The sequence below is a fragment of the Kitasatospora sp. NPDC038210 genome (assembly GCF_055600605.1).
The window spans coordinates 28631-52763 of sequence record NZ_JBVJYK010000030.1 but is presented as its reverse complement, the minus strand read 5'-3'; the positions used below and the strand labels follow the sequence as shown (position 1 = coordinate 52763).

The window sequence follows — 24133 nt, the reverse complement described above, 5'->3', positions numbered from 1 at the left end:
ATCCGATCGGGGTGCCGCGCCGGGGAAATCCCCGCCCGCGGGGGAGGCCGACTGCTCGCGGGCGGGTACGGGGGTCACGCCCGCGAGTAGGTCCGGCCCTTCCAGGCCGCGCCCCGGCCGCGCCAGTGCTGCACCGCCGAATCGACCGTCATCAGCAGGTACAGCCCCGCCGTGAACGGCAGCAGCAGCACGGCGGGGGCGGGCTGCCCGTAGTACCGGACCATCGGCAGGTACGTGCCCGCCATCAGTGCCCACGCCGCCCCGCCCAACGCCGCCACCGCCGGGTCCCCGGCCACCGGGCCGGCCACCGTCGCCAGCGGCGGCACCAGGTACACCAGCCCCAGCCCCAGCACCGTCCCGAGCAGCAGCAGCGGCGAGTGCCTCAGCTGGGCGTACGCGCTGCGCGACACCATCCGCCACAGCTGCTCCAGGCGCGGGTACGGCCGGACGCTGTCCACCTGCTCGGCGAGCCCCAGCCAGATCCGGCCGCCGGTGGACTTCACGGCCCGGGCCAGCGACACGTCGTCGATCACCGCGCCCCGGATCGCCGCCACCCCGCCGGCCCGCTCCAGCGCCTCGCGCCGCACCAGCGAGCAGCCGCCCGCCGCGGCCGCGGTCCGGGAGCCCGGACGGTTGCTCCGGCGGAACGGGTACAGCTGGGCGAAGAAGTACACGAAGGCCGGCACGATCAGGCGCTCCCAACGGGTCTCCACCCGCAGCCGGGCCATCTGCGACACCAGGTCCAGGTCGTTGGTCCCCGCTGCCGCCACCAGTTCGGCGAGCGAGTCCGGGCCGTGCGCGATGTCCGCATCCGTCAGCAGCAGGTACTCGACGTCCGGGCCGGCCAGCTCCACGCCGTGCCGCAGCGCCCACAGCTTGCCCGTCCAACCGGGCGGCAGCGGGGGCGGGGTGGTGACGGTCAGCTCCAGCCCGTCGATCGTCCGCAACGAGGCGGCCAGCGGGCCGGTGCCGTCCGAGCTGTGGTCGTCCACCAGGATCACCCGCGCCTGCCCCGGGTACTTCTGCGCCAGCAGCGTCGGCAGGCTCGCCGGGAGCACCCCCGCCTCGTCCCGGGCCGGCACCACGATCGCCGCCTGCGGCCAGCGGGCCGGCGGACGGCGCGGCGGCAGCCGCACGTCGGTGCGCCAGAACGAGCCGTGGCAGCACGCCAGCCAGACCCAGACCAGTAGGGAGAACGCGGCGATCCACAGCAGGACGGTCACCCCGGCAGTCTGCCGCAGGACGGGGTCGGGTGGGTGGATCGACTAAAGTCTTGACCCGTGAAGATCGCACTGATGGACTCCGGAATCGGCCTGCTGGCCGCCGCCGCCACCCTTCGGAAGCTGCGCCCGGACGCGGACCTGGTGCTGTCCTCCGACCCGGCCTCGATGCCCTGGGGGCCGCGGACGCCCGAAGAGGTCACCGAGCTGGCCCTCGGCTGCTGCCGGGCCGCCGCCGCGCTCGAACCCGACGCGCTGGTGATCGCCTGCAACACGGCCACCGTCCACGCGCTCGCCGCCCTCCGCGCCGAGCTGGAGCCCGGACTGCCGGTCATCGGCACCGTCCCCGCCATCAAGCCCGCCGCCGCGCTGGGCGGCCGGGTCGCGATCTGGGCCACCCCGGCCACCACCGGGAGCGACTACCAGCGCGGGCTGATCCGCGACTTCGGCGGGACGGCGGACATCACGGAGGTCGCCTGCCCGGGCCTCGCGGACGCCGTCGAGCACGGCGACGACGACGCCATCACGGCCGCCATCGCCGACGCCGCCGCCCGTACGCCGGCCGGCACCGACGTCCTCGTGCTGGGGTGCACCCACTACGAGCTCGTCGAGGACCGCATCCGCGCCGCCGTCACCCCGACCGCCTCCCCGGCGCTCACGCTGCTCGGTTCCGCCGACGCCGTCGCCGCCCAGGCCCTCCGGCGCGTCAGTGTCCCCACGCGCAAGGGGGCGGGCACCCTCACCGTGCTCCACGCCGGCGTCCCCGCCGTGCTCCCGCCGGCCGCCGCCCTCTACCCGCAGGGCAACGTGCTGGCCACGCTCATCGGCTGATCCCCGCACCACCGGCCACACCCTCACGGACCTCCCCGCACAGCGGGGAGGTCCGAGTCGTCTCCGCCGCCGCACCGGCCCCGATCGCCGCTCGGCATGAAGAACACCCCGCGCGCCCACCGTGCCGAATCCGGCCCTCCGGATTTCCCGCGGGCGAGCTTCGCATCCGATTTTCCTCGCCCGGGGGCGAAATCCGGTGGGGATATTCGGAGGGGTGATCCATATGACGTCCGGCATGAACTGACGGCGTCCGCGTGGATACGGCGCCCCCACCCGCGCCCGGCCCCGAAGATCGCGCACAGGAAGTCGGATCGGCCGACCTTCGGTGCGAGCCCGCATTCCATGATCAGGCCGCTGGCCTGGGCTTCAGTGTGTTGCACCGGAAGTCGGTCGATCCGACTTCCCGCGCCTGAGGGGAGTCGGCCCAGGGTGGATCTACTCGCGTAGATAGTTGAGGGCATTACTGTCGTGGACATGAAAGAAATCACCGCGGCCTCCGCGGGTGAATCGACATCAAGGGTTCGTGCGGCGCGTGGGGCTGCGGCTTGGCGCGCGGGAAGTCGGCGGGTCCGACTTTCCATGCTCGGTGAGGTGGCGTGCGGGTCGCTGTCTCGATCTACTCGCGTAGACGGGCTGCCTGTGTGGGTGCCCGTGCCCCGCACGGGAAGTCGGCCGGGTCGACTTCCCGTGCGGGGGCTGTTGTCGGATGGCCGATGGCTGCGGGCGGGGTGGTCGCGTTGCGCGAGCGGGTCGGTCCGCGCGGCCGGTTGTGTCGCCCGGGTGGATCTATCCGCGTAGATGGTGAGGGTGAGATACGTGTGACGCGTGGGAAGTCGGTCCTGTCGACTTCTCGCGCGCAGTGGTGTCTCGATGGCGCGCCGGTGTGCGGATATCGGGTGATTGGACTTCTCTGTCCGGTGATGTCCGGGATCTATCCGTGATCGTCCTTCCGTCCGGGCGGAAGGGGTGGCGCGCACAGGAAGTCGGTCGTGTCGACTTCCCGTGGAGAGCTACTCGCGTAGATTTCTCATGAGGGCCAATGTTGTGCCTTGGTGGCATTTCGGGTGACTTCCGGGCAATCGGGCAATCGACCCGTCTCCGTGGCCTGCGCGGGAAGTCGGCCCGGTCGACTTCCCGCGGTCCGGAGGTCAGGCGACGGCCTGGCGGCGCCAGCGGCGGTAGGCGGGTTCGAGGCCGGAGAGGATGGTGTCGAAGCGGCGGGTGGTGGTGGAGGAGTCGACCTGGAGGCGGCTGATCTGGAGGGGGTGGGAGGGGAGGCGGGGGCCCAGGCGGTGGTCGGAGAGGAAGCCGAGGCGGTAGCCGAGTTCCTGCAGAACGGTTTCGGCACGGGGGTCGTGGCCGCCGTCCGGGTACGCGAAGGCCGTCGGCGGCTCGCCGAGCCAGCGGGTGAGGGCCTCGTGCGCGCCGGTGATCTCGGCGCGGACGGTGTCGTCGTCGCAGCGCCCGAGGCACGGGTGCCCCTGGGTGTGGTTGCCGATCGCGACGCCCCCGTCCCGCAGGGCGAGGAGGTCGGCGGGAGTCAGCTGTTCCTGGCCGGGTGGCCGGCGGTCGGCGCTGACCCGCAACTCGTGCAGGCTGCGTCGGCGGTCCGGGTCGGGCATGGCCTTCAGCCGGCGGAGCAGCTGGGAGGGGTGGCCGCAGTCGAGGGACCGGGCGCGGCCGCCGTGTCGGGCGAGGAAGTCGGCCTCGTGCCACCAGAACGGCCGCTCGGTGCCGATGAGCTCCGAGATGACGAAGGCGGTGGCCGGGATGCCGCGGGCGTCGAGCGCGGGCAGGGCGTGGGTGAGGACGCTCCGGTCGGCGTCGTCGAAGGTGACCAGGACGCTCCGGGGTGGCAGCGGCCGCCGCTCGGTCACGGCCTGGAGGACCGCGGCGAGCGAGACGGGCGTGGCGAGCCGTTGGAGCCGGTCGAGCTGGGCGCCGAACGACCGGTGGTCGGTGACCCCGTGGTACGCCAGCACGGCGAGGCGTTGGGCGGCCCGGGCCCGGAACAGCGGCTGGACGGGGGCGAACCGCAGCCATTCGCCCCGCGTGTCCTGCTGTTCCGCCTCGACGGTCGGACGGCTACGGCCCCCGCCGTGCCCTCCGGCCTCGTGCCGGTCCGCCGCGTACCCGAGGGGCGGCGGCAGTGCGCGCACGCCAAGCGCGGGCCTGGCGCGGGCCGTGGAGATCGATGTTGTGGACTGGGACTGCGGCACGGTTCCCCCTCGTTCGCCGAGCGGCGTGGCGGTACCGCCGGAGGACGGAGCCCGGCCTCCGACTCCAGGGGTCGGCGGCTCCGCCCCTGGATTTTCCTGTTCTCGGTGGGGGGTTCTCGCCCACCCCTCGAACGGCTCCTGGATCACTCAATGCCATTGAGACCGTTGCACCACGGGGATGGTTGTACCGGGGGGACGAGGATTTTTCGTGGACTGATTGTGGAGTAGGAATGCGCATCCGCGGTTCCCGGACATCTCCGGCGGAAGTCTTCGGACGAGCCCCCGGGCCGCCCCCGGGGTCAACCCCCGGATCGGCCGGATCGGCCTCCGCTGCGCCCCCGCGACCACCCCCGTGACACCCCGAACCGGCTCGGGTGCCGCGGTTGCGCAGCGTGTCGGGTGCTGCACTCCGTGCGGGCTGCCTCCCGCGTCGGGCGGGGGTACCTTGGGCTCATGGCAGATGCGGACCGTGACCCCTTCCACTTGCACGGAGCCTCACGGATGGCCCGCGCGTGCAGTGGCGGAGCCCTGGTCACCCACCAGCTCCCGTTGGCCGTGGTGGGCCTGGCCTGCCTGGCAGCGGGCATCGTCGTCGCAGTGATCGTTCCGGACAGCGGCGGCCCGGCCTGGGCGATGGCGGTGGCCGGATGTCTGGCGGCCGGTGTCCTGCTGCTCGGCCGGATCGCCTTCGGGCGTCTCCGCGATCGGCGGCGCACGGCGGTCTAGCGGAGCCCGGTCCGAGCCGGGGGCCGGGACCGGACCGGCGAGACCGGGCCGGACCGGACGGGGGCACCGGGCCCGGCCGCAGCACATCACCCTCACCTGCCCGTCGTGTGTCGACGGTGTTCTGAATTCAGAAACAGCAGATCGAGCGGAATTGGTCAGGACGACCGGATACCGTCCGGCCGGACAGAATTAAGCCCCCTTCTTTCACCATTCTCGGACGACGTCCTCATCGCGTCCTTACTGTGAATGCGTTCTTCCGGCCGAAACACCGTGGAGGGGAGCGATGAGCGACAGGCCGGATAACGCCGTGCCCGTCTCGTGAAACGCGGTGGCGATCTCGCCGTTGTCGCCCCGGCCGCGATCGTGGCACCTCCGCCGGCCCCGTCCTGCTGCGCCGCACCGGCCGTGGTCCGGTGCTCCGGCGGCAGACCCGGGCCGGGCAGCACGCCCGGGGCGCGGCAGGCCACGCCCGGCAGAGCACATCGGGCCACGTCAGGCCGGTCGGCCGCCCCGCGCCGTCGGCGGACCACCCGACTAGGCTGCGGCCCATGGCCATTCCTCCCTTCCTCGCTGACCTCCGCGCCCTCGTGGGCAACCGCCCGCTCTGGCTGAGCGCCGTCGTCGCCGTCGTGCTGGACGACCGCGACCGGGTGCTGCTCGCCCGCCGCGCCGACGACGGCCGCTGGGCGCCGGTCGGCGGGATCCTCGACCCCGGTGAGCAGCCCGCCGACGGCGTGGTGCGCGAGTGCGAGGAGGAGACCGGCGTGGTGGCCGTGCCCGAGCTGCTCGCCTCGGTCACCGTCTCGCCGCAGGTGACGTACCCGAACGGCGACGTGACGCAGTACCTGGTGCTGACCTTCCGCTGCCGCGCGATCGGCGGCGAGGCGCGGGTGAACGACGACGAGTCGCTGGAGGTCGGCTGGTTCGCGCTGGACGAGCTGCCGCCGATGGTCGAGTCCGAGCACGAGCGGCTGCGCCACGCGATGGAGTGCGAGGGCCCGGCCGTCTTCACCTGGGACGGCAAGGAGCGCCCCTGACCCGCGCCGGCTCCGGCCGCGGTCAGCCCTTGTACTGCCGGTAGGCCTCCTCGGCGGCGTCCAGCACCGCCGCCAGGTCGCCGCCCGCCGTGGCGGTCGCTGCCGCGGCCACCGCGCCCTCGACGAACGGGGCGTTGGCGAACCGGACCGGGAACGGCAGGCCGTGCTCGTCGGCCTCGGAGAGCAGGGCGCGGACGGTGGTGACGGCGCCGCCCAGGTCGGCGAGCACCACCACGCCGTGGCCCTGGTCCACCCGGCGGGTCGCGGCAGCCACCAGGACGGCACTGATGCCGGGCCCGTCCGACGGGTCGCCGCCGGTCGCCGAGATCGGGGCGGGGGAGTCGGATCCGGTCAACGCGAGCGCGAGGTTGCGTACGGCGGTGGCCAGTTCCTGGCTGTGCGAGACCAGGGCGATGCCGACCCGCCCGTGCGCGGGGGGCCGGCCGGGGGTCGGCCGGGGCAGGGGCATGGGCGAGGGGGGCGTGCGGGGTGCCGGGGGGTGTGCCGAGGGTGCGTCGGAGATGGGGATGACGTCGGCGCGGGTGCCGTCCCGGCGGCTCATCGGCTGCTCCCTTGGGCGGGTCGTGGGGTTGGGGCGGGCGGGACCGTCCGCAGGCGCGCTCCGGTCCCCGTGCGGGGCCCCGGAGGTCCCGTACGGGCCACGGAGGTCCCCGTACGGCCCGGGGGTGCCCTCCCGCGCCCTCGCAGGCCCGGGCGGCGCCCTGGCAGCACTCTGGCAGCTGCCCGGCGCCCCCGCCGGTCGGGACACGCCTCGACCCTCCGCGGGGCGGTTCCACCGCCCCTCCGGCGGTGCCCGACCGGGGCCGGGGGAGTCCTCGTCAACCCGCTGACCGGGGCCGGGCGGTGTGGCTAGGCTGGCCCCGGAACGCCGTCGGGAGGAGATCGGTCAGTGGCAGTCAACAGCGGTACGGACACGGAGACCGTGGGCGCGCAGCCGGAGCTCGCGCCGAGCGGGAAGCCCAAGGTGGACTTCACCGGTGCGGAGTGGCTGTGCAGCAGCCAGGGGGTCGGAGACGTCCAGATCGCGTTCGTGGACGGGTACATCGGGATGCGGGACGGCCGCCAGGAGGACGGGCCGGTGCTGGTCTTCACGCCGGCGGAGTGGCGGGCCTTCGTGCTCGGCGCCCGGGACGGCGAGTTCGACCTCACCTGAGCCGCTCGTTCGAGCGCCTCGCCACTGCGGAGCGGGTCCCCGGATGACGACCGGGGACCCGCTCCGCAGGCGGTTTTCCGGTCGGAACATCACAACTGATGATCTATTGAGCGTGCCCCGTCAGAATTTCTGTTGACTGTTAGACAAACGCAGCTCAGAGTATGAGCACAGGCAGACGCCGTGCCCACCGCCCCCACGCGGCCAGACACGGCGCCTGCTGTGCGGCCCGGCAGTGCTGCCAGGCCATCCTCCCAGTCATCCCCTGCGCACCGGGGTGCGTCGGCCGGTCCCGGCCCACGAGGGGCCGGCAGTCGCCGGGAGGCTGGCGCCGATTCCGAGAGCGACTCGGAGGCCGGCACCGATGCTCGGGACCCGCACGCCCCCACGCGGCGGCGTCCCGAGCAGATCCGCGGGAGCGACGGGCCGGGGCCCCGCGGATCTGGCTTGTGATGCATGGAACTGTTGGCTTGTGTGTTCGTGCTGTGTGCGATGACGAAGCTGGGTGCTCGGCAGTTCGGCACGACAAGTGCACAGTGAGGGATACGCGTGTAGGGCCGCGTCGCGACATGCCGTCCCCCCGGAGGGTGAAACCCAGAACGGCTGTCGTGCTGAACCGAACGTAGCCCGGACGGTTGCTCAGAGTCAACATTGGTCTCTGAGCGTCGATCTCCCGCTCGTCCCCCGTCGGCGTCCCACCCACCTCGCGAGCGCGGTGTGCCGGACACGTACGATGTTCCCATGTCTTTTCTCCGCCGTCGCTCCGGACAGCCCGCCGGCCCGGACTTCGACGTGCTCGCGATGGACCCGGGTGACTGGCCCGGCGACTTCGGTGCGGCCATGATGACCGGCCCGGACGGCTCCTGCCAGGGGATTTTCCTGCGCTACGACCTGTTCGGCGGCAGAGGCCCGGCGATGTTCATCGGCAACCTCCCCGAGGGCTCGCCCGCCCGGGAGACCGGCGACAACGTGCCCTTCGAGGTGCGGCAGCTGCTCGCGGCGCTGGAGAACGACGAGCCGGTCGACTTCGTCTCGGCCGAGGACTTCCCGGTCATGCTCGGGGACGACCTGCTGATCGTGAAGAAGGTCAAGGTCAGCGAGGAGCGCGTGTTCTGCGCCCAGTTCGGCCGCAGCGACGGCGTCCTGGTCACGATCGCGTCCTGGGACCGACCGATTTCGGACGACCTGTATCAGCTGCTGAAGCCGCTCCCGGCGGACATGTTCCAGCAGGGCTGATCCCCGGGGGCCCGCCGAGGGGCCCGGGCACCGATTTCCGGCCGGTCGGCCGACGCCCGCCCGGTGCCGGTCCGCAGCTTGACGGTATCGATCAACGGTTCGTACAGTCGCGAACATGCCGTGCCGTCTCCCGCTGCTGACCCGTCGCAGGCACCTGGACCTGCGGCGCACCGCCAGCGCGGCGTGTCCGGGGCGCTGAGGGGGATCCGTCCCCCGGCGGCGGGTGTCGGCCGGGTCCGGTCGGCGCCGGATCCGGGGGCGGGCCGTGAACCGACCTCCGGGGCCGCCAGTCGGTACCGCGCGTCCGTACGGGCGTGCCGCCCGCCCGTCGAGCCCACGCTGCCGCCCGGAGGCACCGCATCATGACGACCCGCGCCGCCGACCGTCCGCCCGTCGACCGTGCGTCAGAGGGGCGGCCCCCCGGTGACGGCCCCCTCGACGGCGGTTGCCCTGCCGACCGTTCCCCCGCCGACCGTTCCCCCGCCGACCGTCCGGAGGCACCCCGTCCGTCGGCCGCCCGTTCCCGGGCCGCCTCGCCGTCGTCGACTTCCGGACAGGCCGATTCCGGCCAACCGGCCTCCCCGCCGGCCTCCCGATCGGCCGGCCGTTCCCGCTCGGGGGGCCGCCCGGGTTCCCGAGCGGCCTCCGGGTCGGCTTCCCCGCCGACCGAGCCGTCGACCGAACCGTCGCCGTCCGACCGCGCGGCGGTCGAGGACGCCCTGGCCGGGCTGCCCCGGGTGGTCGACCTGCTCGCCGCCCGGGCCGAGGAGCACGACCGCGACGCGACCTTCCCCTACCAGGGCATCGAGGCGGTCCACGAGGCCGGACTGCTCACCCTCACGGTCTCCCGCGCGTACGGCGGACCGGGCGGCACGCTCACCGACACCGTCCGGGTGCTCTCCCAACTCGGCCGCGGGGACGCCTCGGTGGCCGTGGTCACCGCCTTCACCCTGCTCCGGCACGCCGAGCAGGCCCGCCGCGCCGACTGGCCGACGGCCGGCTACCGGCGGCTGCTCACGGAGTCCCGGCGCGGCCCCGCGCTGGTCAACACGCTGCGCGCGGAGCCCGGCGCCGGACCGGGTGGACTGCCGGAGACGGTCGCCCGGCGGGACGGTGACGGCTGGCTGCTGACCGGCCGGAAGACCTACTGCACCGGCGCCGAGGCACTTGCTTGGATGGCGGTGACCGCGCGGACGGACGAGGAGGAGCCGAGGACCGGCACCTTCCTGGTGCGCGGGGAGAGCGAGGGCCTGGAGATCGACCCCACCTGGGACCAGCTCGGTCTGCGGGCCAGCGCCAGCCACGACGTCGTGCTGGACCGGGTCCGGGTGCCGGCCGACCTCGCGCTCGGCCTCGGCACCCGCGAGCCGCGGAAGGGCGCCGGGAGGAGCGGCGCCGAGCACGCCGCCGGTGCCGGGAGCAGTGCCGAGCACGGCGCCGGGAGCGTCGCCGAGGCCGAACTGTCGCGCGCCTGGCACGATCTGGCCCTCTCCGCCGTGGCGATCGGCGTGGCCCGGGCCGCCGAGTCCTGGCTGGTCCGCTTCCTCGGCCGGCGCACCCCGGCCGATCCGACCGAGCCGCTCGGCACCCCGTCCCGCCACCGCTGTGCGCTCGGCGAGATCGAGGCGCAGCTGATCGGCGCCGAGGAGCTCGTCGAGGGTCTGGCCCCCCGGGTGGACCGGGGCGAGCCGGACGCCGTCGCCAGGACCGGCCCGGCCCACCTGCTGGCCACCCGGGCCGCGACGGCGGCGGTCCAGCAGGCCGTCGCCCTGGCCGGCAACCCCGGCCTGAGCCGGCGCCACCCGCTGGAGCGCTACCTGCGGGACGTGCTCAGCAGCCGGGTGCACCTGGCTGCCGAGGAGGTCGTCCTGGAGGCCGCCGGCCGGGCCGCCCTGGAGCGTGGCGCCCGGCCGTGACGGGCCCGTTCGGCGGCGGGCCCGGGCCGCCGGTTCAGCGCGTCCCGACCGCCGCCCGGACGGCCCGGCGGGCGAGCGCCGCGTCGTCGTAGAGGCGGCGGATCATGATCCGCTGCTCCTCGCCGGCGCCCGGCACGTCGTACAGCCGGATCTCCCGCATCAGCACCAGCACCAGGTTCACCAGGAACGCGTCCCGGGCCATGGTGCCGCCGCTCTGGGCGAGTTGGCTGATCTGACGGCGGGCCGCGGTGTCCCCGGAGAGCACGCTCCACAGCACCGCCAGGTCGTAGCCGGGCAGGTACCAGCCAGCCTGTTCCCAGTCGACCAGCACCGGGCCGGACGGCGCCAGCAGCATGTTGCTGAGCAGGGCGTCGCCGTGGCACAGCTGCATCGGGGTGTGGCCGAGGCCGTGCAGCAGGCCGCGCAGGTCGCCGGCGTCCCGGTCGGTGAGCTGGCCCACCGAGTGGTAGCGGGCGATCTCCAACTGGTAGTCCAGGCGCGGCTGGAACACGTCGGTCGGCGGCCGCCACAGGTTCAGAGTCCGGACGGTGTTGAGCAGCGCCCGCACCTCGCCCGGGGTGGGCGCGTTGACCGGGTGGCGCTCCCGGGCGGCCGGGCGGCCGGGGACGCGTTCCATGACCAGCACGCAGCGGTCGTGGTCGGCCGCGACCAGCCGGGGCAGCCGTACCGGCGGGCGGTGCCGGACGAACGCCCGGTAGACCGCGACCTCGTGGTGGAAGTCGGCCACCAGCTGCTCGAAGTACTCACTCCGCACCGCCTGCGGCGCCAGGCACTTGGCGACCACCGGAGCCCGCCCGATGGTGCCCGCCACCAGGATGTGGCGGCTGCCCTCGCGCAGGACCTGGCGCGGGGTGAACGCGGGACATATCCGCGCGACGCCGGCCAGCGCGGCCCGGACCGACGGGGTCTGCAGCGCCGACGGGTCGATCCGCTCCGGCCCGCCGGGCTGGCCGGGCCGCCGGGCGCGCAGCACCTGGCCGTCGGCCTGGCGGGCGAGCGGGATCCGGCCGCCGACCGGCGGAGCGGTCTCGGGTGCGCGCAGCCCCAGCGCGGTACGGCCGGTGGGGCCCAGTGCCGTGCGGCCGGTCGGGACGACCCGGGTGTCCGTGGCCCGGCCCTCGACGCCCCGCGGAGCCACCGGGCGGCTGGCCGGGGGCACCTGCTTGGGGCCGGGTCGGCCGGTGGCTGCGGTGGGGGGGCGCAGCGCGGGGCGGGTCGCGGTCGGCGTGGGGGTCGTCGCTGAGGAGTACATGGGCTGAGGGAGGTCCCTTCCGGTCCGTCGGCGGGGTGCGGCCCCGCGGGGGCGGGGTAGGGCCGGTGCCGTGTGCTTCCTGGCGTGACGGCGGCCCTGCGGGTGGTGCGGTGCTGCGGGCGGGTCGTGCGCCGACGCGGTGCGGCGGGTGGTGCGCGGGCGCCGGGCACGGACGCGGGGTCAGGAACCCCTGTTCGGCGTGTGCTCCGGCCGTCCGCACCCTGGGGAATGCGGTCGGCCGGACTGCCGTGGCCGTGCCCGGCGCCCCCGCGCCACCCGGCCGCGCCACCCCCTCGGGTGAGTGCCGGGAGCGTCCCGTGACACCGTCGGGGGACTGCTCCGACGCCGGTGGGACGCCGTCCGACCCGGGGGGCGAGGTGGCGCACCCCTACAACACACCCGTCGGGCACTGGCTTAGTAGTCTGGCGGGCCCTGGCGAACGGTGGCGAATGCTCGCCTGGCACTTGCCGGAGCCTCTAGCCTCGAAGGAGCCGAGGAACCTGGGGGCTTCATTGAGCAGGGGACCCAACACCCGACTCGCCGATCTGTTCGTCCTGACCGGATGGTCCAAGGGCGAGCTCGCGCGGCTGGTCAACCGCCGGGGTGCCGCGATGGGGCAGATGCAACTGTCCACCGACACTTCGAGGGTACGGCGTTGGATCGAGCAGGGGGAGATCCCGCGCGATCCGGTGCCGAGGGTGCTGGCAGCCGTGTTCACGGAGCGGCTCGGCCGTGTCGTCACCACTGAGGACCTCGGTCTGGAACGACACCGGCCCACCAGGTCCGGAGCGGAGCCGTCCGCAGCAGTGCCATGGTCGCCGGATCGAACAGCCGCGGTCCTCACCGAGTTCACGGGAATGGACCTCATGCTGAACCGACGTGGATTGATGGGCGCCGGAGCCGCGCTCACGGCCGGGGCGGTCATCGCCGACTCGCTGAAGGGCTGGCTGGACGGGGACGCCGTCGCGTACGCGGCCTCCGTGCCCGGGCCGCGACAGGTGGTCACCGGGAGCGGGGCGCGCCCGGTGGTGGACGTGTACGACGCGGGCCCGGTCGGGCTCGACGAGGTGGAGTCGCTGGAGCGCTCGGTGCAGGTGTTCCGGGCCTGGGACGCGGCCCGCGGGGGCGGGTTGCAGCGCAAGGCGGTGGTCGGACAACTCAACGAGGTCGGCGGCCTGTTGACGCACCGGCACCCGCCCGCCGTGGAGCAGCGGCTGTGGGCGGTCGCGGCCAACCTCGCGGTGCTGGCGGGCTGGATGTCGCACGACGTGGGCCTGGAGCCCACCGCCCAGCGGTACTTCATGATCGCGGCCGAGGCGGCCAAGGAGTCCGGCGACCGGCCGCGGGCCGGTGAGGCGATCTCCCGCGCCGCGCGGCAGATGGTCCACCTGGGCCGGGCCGACGACGCGATCGACCTCATGGCGGCGGCCAAGGCGGCCGGCGGGAAGCCGGCGCCCAGAACGCGCGCCATGCTGAACACCGTCGAGGCCTGGGCGCACGCCTCGATCGGGCACTCCCAGGACACCTACCGGCTGCTCGGCGAGGCCGAGGACCTCTTCGCCGAGGATTCGCCGGAGCCGCCTCCGTGCTGGATGCAAGTGTTCGACGAAGCCGAACTGCGCGGCATGCAGGCCCTGGTGCTGCGCACGCTGGCCGAGCACGACCGGGCGGCGGCGCCCACGGCGCGCAGGCGCGCGGAGCAGGTGATCGCCCTGCGCGAGGGCACCGGGCAGCTGCGCTCGGCCCTGTTCGACCGGATCACGCTGGCCTCGGTGCACCTGATCACGGGCGAGCCGGACGCCGCGGAGCTTCAGGCCAAGATGGTGATGAACCTGATCGGCCAGAACTCCTCGCACCGGACGTGGGACCGGCTGCGGGAGATGTACCGGCTGACCGCGGAGTACCGGGGGCTGCCGGTGGTGGACGAGCTGCGGGCCGAGCTGGGACGGGAGTTGCGGGCGGCGGACGCCAAGAACCGGCCGCGGCTGACCTGAGGGGCCGGGCCGACGTGCGGGGCCCCGGGGTGCCGGGGTGTCGTGGTTCAGTTCGCTTCGGCCGCGCTTCGGCCGCGCTTCGGCTCAGTTCGGCTTGGCTCGGCTCGGTGGCCCGGCAGTGTCGCGGCCCGGGCCTGCCCGGCCGTGCCGTGGCTCAGTCCGGCGGTGCCGGGCGGAGCAGCATGCGCAGCGCGGTGACGGTGCCGTCGGAGCCGAGGACGGGTTCGCCCGAGCACTCGACGCTGTCGTGCCGTCCGCCGGGTCGGCGGATCCGCAGGGTGCCGGCGGCGATGCGGCCGTGCACCAGGGCGTCGGTCATCATCCGGCGCAGCAGCGGCCGGTCCGCCTCGGGGAGGCGGTCGGGCAGCCGGTCGAGGCTGAGCGGTCCGTGGTCCGGGTCGCACCCGAGGAGGAGGAAGGTCTCCGCGTTCCAGTGGACGCCGTCGGTCAGCAGGTCCCACTCGGCCGAGCCGAGGACGCCGTCCTCGCCGTCGCCGCCGAGGTAGGGGCCGGACGGCTCCTGCGCCGTGCCGTCCACTCTGCCGTCCGTTCCGCTGTCGGCGTCGCCGCCGCTGCCGTCGTCGCCCGTCCCGTCACCGGCGCGCCCCGCTCGGCCCGTACCCGGGCCGGCTGCGCAGGAGGCGTTCGCGCCGGAGCCGTTCGCGCCCGCCGGGGCGCCGTCCACCGTGGCGGTGCCCGGCGGGCGGGCGGCGCCTAAAGGCATGTTCATGACGGGTCCATCGCTCGGTTCGGCCCGCTTTGTGCGGGTCCTTCGGGTAGTGAGAAGACTGTCGCACAACGTCCTCACCCTCGTGGGCGATTTGGACAGATCGCAGGCAAAATTCCCCTGGCATATGCCACTGTGGCAGCGGGCGCCGTCGCCCTGTGTGCGGAAGCGGGCGCGAGGCGGTAACCTTCGGTGATTCCGGCGCCCGGGCGCCCACCGCAGTACCGACCAGAGACCCCGGCGACGGAAATCCCGTTGCCACTACGACCGCCGCAACGGATGCTGACCTCATGTTCGAGCCAGTGATAGCACCCAGTGCCAGCCTCCTAGGCCTCCTGCAGCGAGGCCGTGGTGACGGGCAGCTCCATGCGCTGGCCGCCGACCGTGCCGAGGCCATCGCCGCGCTGGAGGAGTGTGTCACCAGGGATCCGCGAGCCGACTGGCAGGTCGAGAGCCGCTCCCTCTACTACGCCCGCCTCTACATGGAGCTGGAAGCCCCCCTCGACGGCATCGAGGACCACCTCCACTCCGCCGAGGACCTCGTCACCGATGACGAGGGCCGCACGGGCCTCGCCCTCTCCGTCCTGGGCCACCTCGCCGCGTACGGCCGGCGCGACGCGCTGCTGATGCTGCGCGAGTACGCCGCCACGGGCGCCAACTGGGCCTGGGCCCTCGACGAGCTCGCCCTGCGCGACGACGACCGCGGCCTGCTGCTGCTCGGCACCGCCGTGCTGGACCACTTCCCGCCGGGCCCCGAGGGCGACGCCGAGCTGCGCGAGTTCATCCGCAACGCGTACGAGCCCCGGCCGTGGCGGCTGTGGGCGGCCTACCACCCGAGAGTGGCGTCCGCCGCCGAGCAGTCCCCCTTCGACCTCTGGCAGCGCCAGGTCAACCGCAGCGGGGTCACCCCAGGCTGGTCCACCGCCGACGTGCTGGCCTGGGCCGACCAGGGCGACCTGGGCGGCCTCGGCGCCGGCGCCTTCCTCGGCCGGCCCGACGCCCGGCCGGAGCCCGCGCGCGACACCGACTCCCCGGGCGGCCCCGACGCGGTGGACCGCCGCGCCGCCGCGGCCGCCCGCTGCCTGACCGCCGTCGTGCGGCCCGAGGACCGTCCGCTGCTGCTGGAGGCCGCCCGCAGCGGCCTGCCCGGCGCCCGCCGTGCGGCCCTGCGCCACCTCGTCGAGCAACGCGACCCGGCCGCCGTGGAGCTGATCGAGGCGGCCGCCGCCGACGTGGACGACCGGATCGTCCGGGCCGCCCTGGAGCTGCTCGGCCGGATGCGCGGTCCCGAGGTGCTGGCGCAGGCCCGCCGCTGGGCCGACCCGGCCACCGGGGGCGCGGACAGCGCGCTCGGCGAGGCCGCCGCCCAGCTGCTGGCCGACGCCGGGGAGCCGCAGGACGCGCCGCTGGTGGTCGCCGGGCTGCGCCGCTGGGTCTCCGTCCGGGGGGTCTCCGGTACCGGGCTCGGATCGTTGGTCGACGGTGCGGGGCGGCTGGCCGCCGCCGACGCCGTACCGGTCCTGCGCCACATCTACGGGGAGGCCGCCTCCTCCGAGCTGCGCGGACGTGCCGCCCGGGCGCTCGCCGCCACCGACGTGCACTTCCCCGAGGGGCCCGCCGTCGAGTGCCTCTGGGACTGCGAGGAGTCCACGCGTGAGCTCGCCGCGCGCCATGTCGCCACCACGGGCGACGCGCGTGTGCTGGAGCGGTTGCGCAGGCTCGCCGCCGACCCGGCCGAGGAGGCCGAGGTCCACGCCGCCGTGCGCGGCCGATTGACCGCAGCCCGGGAGTTCGGGCGTTAGGTCCTCGACGTTCAGTGGGCCGGGACACCGTCGGGTGTCCCGGCCCACTGCTTTCCCCGGAGCCGTCCGGCCGGATCCGCGCCGCTCCTCGGAGGTGGCGGGTTCCGGGCCGCGGTGATCCTGCGGCGCGCTGGTTCTGAAACGCGGTTCTACTTCACCGAGCCCGCGTCCGGGGTCAGGACGCCGCCGGCCACCAGTCCGACGATCAGGACGCCGAGCAGCACCCGGTACACCACGAACGGCATGAAGCTGTGCGTCGAGATGTACTTGAGGAACCAGGCGATCGCCGCGTAGCCGACCGCGAAGGCGATCAGGGTGGCCAGCACGGTCGGACCCCAGGCGGGTGCCGGGCCCTCGCCGATCTTGAACAGTTCCAGTGTCCCCGAGGCGAGCACCGCCGGGATGGCCAGCAGGAACGAGTAGCGGGCCGCCGCCTCCCGGCTGTAGCCGAGCAGCAGGCCCGCGCTGATCGTGCCGCCCGAGCGGGAGACGCCCGGGATCAGCGCCAGCGCCTGGGCGAAGCCGTAGATGCCCGCGTGCGGCAGCGTGAGGTCGCTGATCGGACGGGCGTGGCGGACCGCGCGGGTGCGGTCGGCGAAGGCCAGGATCAGGCCGAAGACGATCAGCGTGGTGCCGATGATCCGCAGGTCGCGCAGGTGGGTCTCGATGGTGTCCTGGAACAGCTTGCCGAGGATGCCGATCGGCAGGGTGCCGATGATCACGAACCAACCCATCCGGGCGTCCGGGTCCGAGCGCAGTGCCGGGCGGACCAGCGACCGCGCCCAGGTCTTCACGATCGCGGCGATGTCCTTGCGGAAGTAGATCAGCACCGCCGTCTCGGTGCCGAGCTGGGTCACGGCCGTGAAGGCCGCGCCCGGGTCGTCCCAGCCCAGCAGCGCGGAGAAGACCCGCAGATGGGCGCTGGAGGAGATCGGCAGGAACTCGGTGAGCCCCTGGATCAGGCCGAGGACGGCCCCGTGGAACCAGTTGATCACCGGGCACCCGCCGGGGGTATCCGTCGGGCAGTGGGCAGGGGCGGCATGGGCGGGTCCTTGCGGGTCGGAAGGGGCGTGCGGACGACCGCGACCCGCCCGGCCCGCAGGCCGCGCGCGCCCGGCGCGCGGCTGATGGTACGGGGTGAAAGTGACAGTTCTTTGTTCACCCTTTGTTCGGCCTTTGCGTGCAGGGCCCTTTCCGGCCGCGCAGCGGGGGCGCCCCGGTCCGGCCCCGTCCGGGGCCCGCATCCGGGACTACGTCCGGGGCTGCGACCGGGCCGCTCCTACTCCGGCGCCCGCTCCCCGGCCTGCTCGGAAGCCTGTGCCGGGAGCCGCTCCGAGGGTCGCGCCCGGACCCAGGTGCGGTCCTCCGTCAGGTAGTGCTCGACCGTCAGGCCGGCCTCGGCCAGGGCCTGCTCGAACACCTCGGTGCTGAGCGGGCGGGACAGGAAGGTCTGCGTCCAGACGCCGTCCGGGAACTCGTACTCGCAGCGGACGGAGTTCACGCCGTCGCCGACCGGAGTGGCGGAGACGAGCCGGGACCACGCGCCCGGGCCGATCGCGGTCTCGCGCGGCACGTTCAGGTGCCAGTCCTCGCCCTCGCGCTGCACCAGCACGCAGCCGTCCTCGGCGACGTGGCGGCGGCACGTCTCCAGCAATCCCTGACGGACCGTCACATCACCTGCGTGCACCAGGAAGGAGGCGAGCATGACGACGTCGAAGCGTTCGCTGAGGCTGAGGTGCTCGATCGGGCTGCGCACCGTGCGGACGTCCCCGCGGACCCGGGCCAGCATCTCGGCGGACTCGTCCACGGCCGTCACGGTGAAGCCGCGGTCGGTCAGCGGGTGCGTCATCCGGCCCACGCCACAGCCCAGTTCGAGGATGTGTGCGCCGGGCGGCACCGCCGCCTCGATCACGTCCGGGGCGTTGCCCGCGGGGAGCCGGCTCCACACCTCGACGGCGCAGCCGTCCGGCGTGATCGCGCCCTCGCCCGTTCCGTCGTAGCCCGTGCGGCGGTCGTCGGTCATGCCCTCATCCGAACACGGATGGGCGGGTGGGGGAAGAGGGCGTAGCCGGGGCTTGCGAGATACCCCCAGGGGGTATAACTTCGATCACTGACGGAGCGAGGGAAGCGGCGCCGGACGGGCGTCGGGGCAAGCGGAGGACGACATGGCACACCCCGCACAGCACGAGCACCACGGTCACCACGGTCACGACGGCCGGCCCGGACACGACCACCACGCCGCCGCCGGGGGCGGAACGAGCTGGCGGGCGGCCGCGCAGGCGACCCTGCACTGCCTCACCGGGTGCGCCATCGGCGAGATCCTCGGCATGGTCCTCGGTACGGCTTTCGGCCTGCACAACGGCGCGACCGTGGTGGTCTCGATCCTGCTGGCTTTCGTCTTCGGCTATGCGTTGACCATGCGCGGCGTGCTGAAGGCCGGTCTGGACGTCGGGGCCGCGGTGAAGGTCGCGCTGGCCGCCGACACGGTGTCGATCCTGGTGATGGAGCTGATCGACAACACCGTGATGGTCACCGTCCCCGGTGCGATGGACGCGGGCCTCGGCGACCTGTTGTTCTGGGTGTCGCTGGCGGGTTCGCTCGTCCTGGCCTTCGGGCTGACCGTGCCGGTCAACAGGTGGATGATCGGCCGGGGGCGCGGGCACGCCGTGGTCCACGCCCACCACCAGCACTGATCGGCCACCCGTCGGCGCCGATCGGCCATCCACCGGCACCGATTGCGCACCCGCCGATGCCGATCGCACTCCGGAGCACGTGCCGGAGACTCCGCCCGCTGCCCGTACCGACCGCTCGCCGGCCGGCGCGGGCAGCGGCGCGTTCCGGTGCGCCCGCTATCCCTCGCGGCCCTCAAGCTCCGCCAATGTCGCGTGCAGCCAGCCGAGTTCGGCCTCGGTGGTCGCGCGGGCGATCAGCAGCTGGCCGCGCCGGAACGGGTCGGGGAACTCCTCGGCGCCCATCGGGCGGTCGCCGTCGTAGAAGAAGCTGGCCGGCTCGGACAGGAACGCCAGCCGTCGGCGGAGCACGGCCGCCTGGGCGGTGGGGTCGTCGAGGTGGCGCAGGAAGGCGAGCAGGGTGAACCAGCGGTTCTCGTCGCTGATGTCCAACTGCTCGGGCTCGCGCAGCTGGTCGAGCAGTGCGGCCCGGCCGGCCTCGGTGAGGTGCAGGGTGTGCCGGGGTGCGGCGGCGCTGCCGGGCTCGGTCCGGCGGACCAGGAGTCCGGCGGTCTCCAGGCGCTTGATCGCGGGGTAGAGCGTTCCGTCGCTGATCGGCTGGACGTGTCCGGAGAGCGCGGAGAGGTGGCGGCGCAGCTCGTAGCCGTGCAAGGGCCGGTCGTACAGGAACCCGAGGATCGCGAGCTTGAACATGGGGCCACCCTCTCACGGCCGTCCCTCGATCCGCGGGTATATCGAATGCGGGGTACCTCGATGGCGAGGTATGGTCTCGACGTTCCCGGGAGCTCCCGGTGTTCCCCTTCCGGAAGAGGAGTCCGTGCGATGCGCCATGCCCCCGTCACCCCCGGCGGCGACCTGATCCGCTGGGTCGAACTGCCCGGCGCCGAGCCGGCCCGGCTCTACCTGCACGGTCTGGGCGCCACGTCGCCCGTCTACTTCGCCGCGGCCGCCGCCCACCCGCTGCTGGCCGGGCGCCGCTCGCTGCTGATGGACCTGCTCGGCTTCGGCATCAGCGACCGCCCGACGGACTTCGGGTACACGCTGGAGGAGCACGCCGACGCGGTCGCGGCAGCGGTGCGGGCGGCCGGGCCGAGTCGGGTCGAGGTGGTCGGCCACAGCATGGGCGGCGCCGTCGCGATCGTCCTCGCGCACCGGCACCCCGGTCTGGTCTCGCGGCTCGTCCTGGTGGACGCCAACCTGGACCCGATCGCGCCCGACCGGCAGCGGCTCGGCAGCAGCGGCATCGCGGGCTACACCGAGGAGGAGTTCCTGGCCGACGGCCGGGCCGAGGTCGCCGAGCGGGTCGGCCGGTTCTGGTGGTCCACGATGCGGCTGGCCGGCCCGGAAGCGCTCTACCGCAGCGCCCGCCACGTCGCCCGCGCAACGGTCCCGACCATGCGCGAGTTGCTGCTCGGCCTCGACCTCCCGCGCACCTTCCTCCATCCGGCGGCGGACGGCGAGCCGGCGGGTGCGGACGGGCTCCGAGCGGCAGGCGTACGGGTGGTCGCCGTCCCGGACTGCGGGCACAACATCATGCTCGACAACCCGGACGGCTTCGCCGCCGCCGCGGCGGAGGGGCTCCGAGCCTGACCACGGTCGGCCGGGGGCGATGGACGCCGCCCCCCGCCGGCCCCGCCGCCCAGGCCGCCCCACGCCGCCCCGGCCGGGCCGTTCCAGGCTGACCGAACCGTCTCGCGAGACCGCCCGAGAGGAGACCGTCCGATGACCGTCGAGGTCCCGCCCGCCCTGGCCGCGTCCCTGACGGAGTTCCTCGGCGCGACGGGCCACGCCTGGGCACTCCGACTGCCCGCCCTGGCAGGCGAGTTGCTCGACCGATGGGAGCTGCGCCCGGAGGGGCCGGCCGCGCACGGCGTCGTCGGCCTGGTGCTGCCCGTGCGGTGCGCCGACGGGACGCGTGCCGTGCTCAAGCTCCAGCCCGTGGACGAGGAGACGGCCGGCGAACCGCTCGCCCTCCGGGCCTGGGACGGGCACGGCGCCGTGCGACTGCTGGACCGCGAACCCGACTCGGGCTCCATGCTGTTGGAGCGCCTGGACCCGACGCGCTCGCTCCTCGCGCTGCCCGACGATCTCGCGGCCGTGCGTGTGATCGCCGATCTGCTCGGCGAATTGACGAAGCATCAAGCTCCTTCGGAACTGAGGACGTTGACCGACCTGGCGGCGCGGCTGTCGGACCGTGCCGCGGAGGTCGTCGCCGCCCTCGACCACCCGGAGGAGCGCCGCCTGCTCGCCGACTGCGCGGCCGCCCTCCGCGAGGTGCGCGCCGAACCCGGCGACCGGCTGCTCCACTGGGACCTCCACTACGGCAACGTCCTCGCCCCGCTCCCGGGCAGCGGTCGCGCCCCCTGGCTGGCCATCGACCCCAAGCCGCTCGCCGGGCACCCCGGCTTCGAGCTGCTTCCGGCGCTGCGCAACCGCTGGGACGACGCGGTGGCCGCCGGAGACCTCGCAGGGGCGCTGCGGCGGCGCTTCGACCTCCTGACGGAGGCGCTGGAGCTGGACCGCGAGGTCGCGGCGGCCTGGACGCTCGCTCGGGTGCTGCAGAACGCGGCCTGGGCGGCCGAGGAGGGTGAGACCGCGCTGGATCCGGCCCAACGGGCCATCGCCGAGGTGCTGTTGGGAGGATGAGCCGCACCGGACCGCACCGGGACCGCATCGAGGAGCGCCATCGACGCGCCCGCGGCGGTACGGACCGCACCGAGGAGTGCCGTCAACGCTCCCGTAGTGGCACGAACCGCACCGGCGTCCCCGGCCGGGCCTGCGCGGCGGCCGCGAGGTCGGCGGCCGGGACGACACCGATCACCGGATAGCCCCCGGTGGTCGGGTGGTCGGCCAGGAAGACCACCGGCTGCCCGTCCGGCGGGATCTGCACCGCACCCGACGCCATGCCCTCGCTGGGCAGTTCACCGTCCCGGGCCCGGGCGACCGCCGGGCCCTCGGTGCGCAGCCCGACCCGGTTGCTCGTCGAGGAGACCCGGTACCCGTCGCGGCCCAGCCGGGCCGCCGCCTCCGCCGTGAACCAGTCCGCGCGCGGCCCGAGCCGCAGCCGCAGCACCAGCTCGGCCGGGGGAGCGGGCAGCGGCACCAGTTCGGCCCGGGCCCGGTACGGCGGCGCGGCGCCGACCGGCAACCGGTCCGCGGCGGCCAGCGGGGCAGGCCCGAGGCCGGAGAGCAGGTCCGCCGAGCGGCTGCCGAGCACCGGGGGGACGGCGATCCCGCCGGCCACCGCCAGGTAGCCGCGCACCCCGTCCGTCGCTGTTCCCACCTCGACCACAGTGCCGTCCGGCACCACGACCGGCGCACCCCACGCCGCCGGTCGCCCGTCCACCCGGACGGGCGCGGGTGCGCCGGTGACCGCGACGACCACCGTCCCGACGGCACGCAGTGCGACCCCGCCGAGGGTGGTCTCCAACCCGGCGGCCCCGGGCTCGTTGCCGACCAGCCGGTTCGCCGCCCGCAGGGCCGGCTCGTCCAGCGCTCCGGCCCTGGGCACGCCGAGGTGGGCGACCCCGCGCCGCCCGAGGTCCTGAACCGTGGTCAGCGGTCCGGGCCGCACCACCACGAGTTCGCTCATCGCCGTCTCCTCCCGTCGGCCGCCGGAGCTCCGAACGGCCCTTCGCCCATCCTCCCGGCCGTCGGTCCGATGCGGTGCCGCGTCAGCGGGCCGAGCCGGTGCCGCCGGCCCGGCCGGCTCACCCGCGCTGCGCCGTGAAGCGGACCCGGACGCCCGGCGCCAGCAGGGCCGGAGGGTCCCGGTCGGTGTCCCAGAGCGGGAGCGCGGTGCGGCCGACGAGCTGCCAGCCGCCGGGGGAGGGGTGCGGGTAGACCCCGGTGTACGGGCCGGCCAGGGCGACCGAGCCGACCGGCACGGAGCTCCGCGGAGTGGCCCGGCGCGGGACCTCGTACCGTCCGGGCAGCCCGGTGAGGTAGCCGAAGCCGGGGGCGAAGCCGCAGAAGGCGACCACGTACTCGGGCTCGGTGTGGATCCGGACGGCCGCCTCCTCGGACACCCCCCACAGTGCGGCTACCTCGGCCAGGTCGGCGCCGTCGTACACGGTCGGGACCTCCAGCACCGGCCCGCGCTCCGCCCCGGCCGCCGCGGCCGCCGTCGGACGGGCGGTGCGCAGCAGCCGTGCCACGGCGTCGACGTCCGCGACGCCGTCCAGCAGCACCGTGCGGGCGGCCGGCACCAGCTCCTCGACCTCGCCGAGCGCGCCCGCCTCCCGCTGCTCGCGCAGCCATCCGTACAGCGACGTGACCTCGGCCGTGCCGGGCAGCTCGATCAGCAGTGCCCGCTCGCCGACCCGCCGTACCGGCCCGAGCGGCTGCCCCGATCCACCCGGCCGCGCAGCGTCAGGCCGGGGTTCGCCGCCGCTGCCGCCGCCGCTGTCGCCGCCGCTGTCGCCGGGGCCGGCGTCGCCGTCGGCGCTGCCGGCCGTCACGTGAAGGCCTCCACCCGGACCCCGGCCGAGGCCAGGGCGCCGCGCACCCGCCAGGCGAGCTGGGCGGCGCCGGGGGTGTCGCCGTGGACGCAGAGCGACCGGGCCTCGACCGTGATCCGGTCGCCGCCGACGGCCTCCACCGCGCCGTCCCGGGCGATGTCGACCGCGCGGGTGATCACGGACTCGGGGTCGTGCACCACCGCGCCGGGTTCGCGGCGCGGGACGAGGGTGCCGGTGCGGGTGTACGCCCGGTCGGCGAAGGCCTCGGCGACCACGGGCAGTCCGACGCCCTCGGCGACCTGGAGCAGCCGGGAGCCGGGCAGTCCGAGGACGGGCAGCGGGCCGTCGCAGACCGCGCCGGCCCGCAGCACGCCGGCCACCACGGCCTCGGCCTGGTCCGAGTCGGCGACCACCCGGTTGTAGAGGGCGCCGTGCGGCTTGACGTAGGAGACCTTCGAGCCGGCGGCGCGGGCGAAGACCTGGAGGGCGCCGATCTGGTACGCGATCTCGTCGGCGAGCTCCTCCGGGGGGACGTCCATCGCGCGGCGGCCGAAGCCGGCGAGGTCGCGGTAGGAGACCTGGGCGCCGATCCGGACGCCGCGCTCGGCGGCCAGTGCGCAGACCCGGCGCATCGTCGAGGGGTCTCCGGCGTGGAAGCCGCAGGCGACGTTGGCGCTGGTCACCACCGACAGCAGGGCCTCGTCGTCGGTCAGCGTCCAGCGTCCGAACCCCTCGCCGAGGTCCGCATTGAGATCGATCACCGCATCGGCCACGCCCGTCCGCCTCCCAGCAGCTGTTGAGCCAGATGGTAGGGCCTGCGGGTGAAGGCCG

At 74.6% G+C, this 24133-nt stretch carries 23 protein-coding genes; 12 read left to right on the top strand and 11 right to left on the bottom strand.

Features of this window, described 5'->3' with window-relative positions; translation table 11 throughout:
- Positions 1-74: 74 nt before the first annotated feature.
- A complete protein-coding gene (locus ACZ7KX_RS36760) occupies positions 75-1214 on the bottom strand; it encodes a glycosyltransferase (RefSeq protein WP_470330331.1) in 1140 nt (379 codons plus the stop codon).
- 66 nt (positions 1215-1280) lie between these two features.
- On the opposite strand from ACZ7KX_RS36760, the gene ACZ7KX_RS36755 reads away from it, so the two are divergent.
- Positions 1281-2051 carry a glutamate racemase gene (locus tag ACZ7KX_RS36755; RefSeq protein ID WP_470330304.1) on the top strand — a complete coding sequence of 257 codons (771 nt, stop codon included), beginning with the start codon at positions 1281-1283 and terminating at the stop codon, positions 2049-2051.
- Positions 2052-3199: 1148 nt separating this feature from the next.
- On the opposite strand, the gene ACZ7KX_RS36750 is transcribed toward ACZ7KX_RS36755, so the two are convergent.
- Positions 3200-4270, bottom strand: coding sequence for a polysaccharide deacetylase family protein (locus ACZ7KX_RS36750; RefSeq protein ID WP_470330303.1), 1071 nt, complete (start codon positions 4268-4270; stop codon positions 3200-3202).
- Between the two features lie 501 nt (positions 4271-4771).
- On the opposite strand from ACZ7KX_RS36750, the gene ACZ7KX_RS36745 reads away from it, so the two are divergent.
- Entirely contained in the window at positions 4772-4996 is a 225-nt protein-coding gene (locus tag ACZ7KX_RS36745) for a hypothetical protein (protein WP_350526197.1), read from the top strand.
- A gap of 548 nt (positions 4997-5544) precedes the next feature.
- Positions 5545-6033 carry an NUDIX hydrolase gene (locus ACZ7KX_RS36740; protein WP_470330302.1) on the top strand — a complete coding sequence of 163 codons (489 nt, stop codon included), beginning with the start codon at positions 5545-5547 and terminating at the stop codon, positions 6031-6033.
- Between the two features lie 22 nt (positions 6034-6055).
- Here ACZ7KX_RS36740 and ACZ7KX_RS36735 read toward each other — a convergent pair whose 3' ends face one another.
- On the bottom strand, positions 6056-6595 hold the full coding sequence (locus tag ACZ7KX_RS36735) for a PTS-dependent dihydroxyacetone kinase phosphotransferase subunit DhaM (RefSeq protein ID WP_396553098.1): 540 nt from the start codon (positions 6593-6595) through the stop codon (positions 6056-6058).
- A 348-nt stretch (positions 6596-6943) separates the two neighbouring features.
- Between ACZ7KX_RS36735 and ACZ7KX_RS36730 the strand changes: the two genes are divergently transcribed.
- From ACZ7KX_RS36730 to ACZ7KX_RS36715, 4 genes are all read left to right on the top strand, one after another.
- Positions 6944-7207, top strand: a complete 264-nt coding sequence (locus tag ACZ7KX_RS36730; RefSeq protein ID WP_396553097.1) for a DUF397 domain-containing protein — start codon at positions 6944-6946, stop codon at positions 7205-7207.
- A gap of 738 nt (positions 7208-7945) precedes the next feature.
- A complete protein-coding gene (locus tag ACZ7KX_RS36725; RefSeq protein WP_350526276.1) occupies positions 7946-8440 on the top strand; it encodes a hypothetical protein in 495 nt (164 codons plus the stop codon).
- A 115-nt stretch (positions 8441-8555) separates the two neighbouring features.
- Positions 8556-8639 carry a putative leader peptide gene (locus ACZ7KX_RS36720; protein ID WP_350526312.1) on the top strand — a complete coding sequence of 28 codons (84 nt, stop codon included), beginning with the start codon at positions 8556-8558 and terminating at the stop codon, positions 8637-8639.
- A gap of 538 nt (positions 8640-9177) precedes the next feature.
- Positions 9178-10356, top strand: a complete 1179-nt coding sequence (locus ACZ7KX_RS36715; RefSeq protein ID WP_470330301.1) for an acyl-CoA dehydrogenase family protein — start codon at positions 9178-9180, stop codon at positions 10354-10356.
- A gap of 34 nt (positions 10357-10390) precedes the next feature.
- On the opposite strand, the gene ACZ7KX_RS36710 is transcribed toward ACZ7KX_RS36715, so the two are convergent.
- Positions 10391-11629, bottom strand: coding sequence for an aminoglycoside phosphotransferase family protein (locus ACZ7KX_RS36710; RefSeq protein ID WP_350526278.1), 1239 nt, complete (start codon positions 11627-11629; stop codon positions 10391-10393).
- A 512-nt stretch (positions 11630-12141) separates the two neighbouring features.
- On the opposite strand from ACZ7KX_RS36710, the gene ACZ7KX_RS36705 reads away from it, so the two are divergent.
- Complete coding sequence (locus tag ACZ7KX_RS36705) at positions 12142-13623, top strand: DNA-binding protein NsdB (protein WP_470330300.1); 1482 nt, start codon at positions 12142-12144, stop codon at positions 13621-13623.
- Positions 13624-13777: 154 nt separating this feature from the next.
- Here the strand turns inward: ACZ7KX_RS36705 and ACZ7KX_RS36700 are convergent, their stop codons facing one another.
- Complete coding sequence (locus ACZ7KX_RS36700) at positions 13778-14353, bottom strand: hypothetical protein (RefSeq protein WP_470330299.1); 576 nt, start codon at positions 14351-14353, stop codon at positions 13778-13780.
- Between the two features lie 287 nt (positions 14354-14640).
- On the opposite strand from ACZ7KX_RS36700, the gene ACZ7KX_RS36695 reads away from it, so the two are divergent.
- Positions 14641-16152 carry a HEAT repeat domain-containing protein gene (locus ACZ7KX_RS36695; RefSeq protein WP_470330298.1) on the top strand — a complete coding sequence of 504 codons (1512 nt, stop codon included), beginning with the start codon at positions 14641-14643 and terminating at the stop codon, positions 16150-16152.
- A 149-nt stretch (positions 16153-16301) separates the two neighbouring features.
- Here the strand turns inward: ACZ7KX_RS36695 and ACZ7KX_RS36690 are convergent, their stop codons facing one another.
- Together ACZ7KX_RS36690 and ACZ7KX_RS36685 are read right to left on the bottom strand one after the other, a co-directional pair.
- Entirely contained in the window at positions 16302-17144 is an 843-nt protein-coding gene (locus ACZ7KX_RS36690; RefSeq protein ID WP_470330330.1) for an undecaprenyl-diphosphate phosphatase, read from the bottom strand.
- A 287-nt stretch (positions 17145-17431) separates the two neighbouring features.
- Entirely contained in the window at positions 17432-18175 is a 744-nt protein-coding gene (locus ACZ7KX_RS36685) for a class I SAM-dependent methyltransferase (RefSeq protein ID WP_470330297.1), read from the bottom strand.
- Between the two features lie 142 nt (positions 18176-18317).
- On the opposite strand from ACZ7KX_RS36685, the gene ACZ7KX_RS36680 reads away from it, so the two are divergent.
- Positions 18318-18845, top strand: coding sequence for a DUF4396 domain-containing protein (locus ACZ7KX_RS36680; protein ID WP_470330296.1), 528 nt, complete (start codon positions 18318-18320; stop codon positions 18843-18845).
- A 156-nt stretch (positions 18846-19001) separates the two neighbouring features.
- Here ACZ7KX_RS36680 and ACZ7KX_RS36675 read toward each other — a convergent pair whose 3' ends face one another.
- A complete protein-coding gene (locus ACZ7KX_RS36675) occupies positions 19002-19535 on the bottom strand; it encodes a PadR family transcriptional regulator (protein ID WP_470330295.1) in 534 nt (177 codons plus the stop codon).
- A 129-nt stretch (positions 19536-19664) separates the two neighbouring features.
- Here ACZ7KX_RS36675 and ACZ7KX_RS36670 point away from each other — a divergent pair, with 129 nt between their 5' ends.
- Both ACZ7KX_RS36670 and ACZ7KX_RS36665 read left to right on the top strand, forming a co-directional pair.
- Positions 19665-20432: an alpha/beta fold hydrolase gene (locus ACZ7KX_RS36670; protein ID WP_470330294.1), complete on the top strand. Its 768-nt coding sequence runs from the start codon at positions 19665-19667 to the stop codon at positions 20430-20432.
- A 132-nt stretch (positions 20433-20564) separates the two neighbouring features.
- Positions 20565-21488, top strand: coding sequence for an aminoglycoside phosphotransferase family protein (locus ACZ7KX_RS36665; RefSeq protein WP_470330293.1), 924 nt, complete (start codon positions 20565-20567; stop codon positions 21486-21488).
- Between the two features lie 82 nt (positions 21489-21570).
- Here the strand turns inward: ACZ7KX_RS36665 and ACZ7KX_RS36660 are convergent, their stop codons facing one another.
- The 3 genes from ACZ7KX_RS36660 to ACZ7KX_RS36650 all read right to left on the bottom strand — a co-directional run bounded on the left by ACZ7KX_RS36660 (position 21571) and on the right by ACZ7KX_RS36650 (position 24075).
- A complete protein-coding gene (locus ACZ7KX_RS36660; protein ID WP_470330292.1) occupies positions 21571-22434 on the bottom strand; it encodes a 5-oxoprolinase subunit C family protein in 864 nt (287 codons plus the stop codon).
- A 118-nt stretch (positions 22435-22552) separates the two neighbouring features.
- Complete coding sequence (pxpB, locus tag ACZ7KX_RS36655) at positions 22553-23302, bottom strand: 5-oxoprolinase subunit PxpB (protein WP_470330291.1); 750 nt, start codon at positions 23300-23302, stop codon at positions 22553-22555.
- A complete protein-coding gene (locus ACZ7KX_RS36650) occupies positions 23299-24075 on the bottom strand; it encodes a LamB/YcsF family protein (protein WP_350526290.1) in 777 nt (258 codons plus the stop codon). The genes pxpB and ACZ7KX_RS36650 overlap by 4 nt, the downstream gene beginning before the upstream one ends.
- Positions 24076-24133: the final 58 nt, after the last annotated feature.

Coding starts and splice junctions, on each gene's coding strand:
- ACZ7KX_RS36725 (WP_350526276.1), top strand. CDS start 7,946: ATGTCTTTTCTCCGCCGTCGCTCCGGACAGCCCGCCGGCCCGGACTTC.
- ACZ7KX_RS36675 (WP_470330295.1), bottom strand. CDS start 19,535: ATGTTCAAGCTCGCGATCCTCGGGTTCCTGTACGACCGGCCCTTGCAC.
- ACZ7KX_RS36700 (WP_470330299.1), bottom strand. CDS start 14,353: ATGAACATGCCTTTAGGCGCCGCCCGCCCGCCGGGCACCGCCACGGTG.
- ACZ7KX_RS36665 (WP_470330293.1), top strand. CDS start 20,565: ATGACCGTCGAGGTCCCGCCCGCCCTGGCCGCGTCCCTGACGGAGTTC.
- ACZ7KX_RS36660 (WP_470330292.1), bottom strand. CDS start 22,434: ATGAGCGAACTCGTGGTGGTGCGGCCCGGACCGCTGACCACGGTTCAG.
- ACZ7KX_RS36670 (WP_470330294.1), top strand. CDS start 19,665: ATGCGCCATGCCCCCGTCACCCCCGGCGGCGACCTGATCCGCTGGGTC.
- ACZ7KX_RS36745 (WP_350526197.1), top strand. CDS start 4,772: ATGGCCCGCGCGTGCAGTGGCGGAGCCCTGGTCACCCACCAGCTCCCG.
- ACZ7KX_RS36685 (WP_470330297.1), bottom strand. CDS start 18,175: ATGACCGACGACCGCCGCACGGGCTACGACGGAACGGGCGAGGGCGCG.
- ACZ7KX_RS36680 (WP_470330296.1), top strand. CDS start 18,318: ATGGCACACCCCGCACAGCACGAGCACCACGGTCACCACGGTCACGAC.
- ACZ7KX_RS36740 (WP_470330302.1), top strand. CDS start 5,545: ATGGCCATTCCTCCCTTCCTCGCTGACCTCCGCGCCCTCGTGGGCAAC.
- ACZ7KX_RS36710 (WP_350526278.1), bottom strand. CDS start 11,629: ATGTACTCCTCAGCGACGACCCCCACGCCGACCGCGACCCGCCCCGCG.
- ACZ7KX_RS36720 (WP_350526312.1), top strand. CDS start 8,556: ATGCCGTGCCGTCTCCCGCTGCTGACCCGTCGCAGGCACCTGGACCTG.
- ACZ7KX_RS36735 (WP_396553098.1), bottom strand. CDS start 6,595: ATGAGCCGCCGGGACGGCACCCGCGCCGACGTCATCCCCATCTCCGAC.
- ACZ7KX_RS36695 (WP_470330298.1), top strand. CDS start 14,641: ATGTTCGAGCCAGTGATAGCACCCAGTGCCAGCCTCCTAGGCCTCCTG.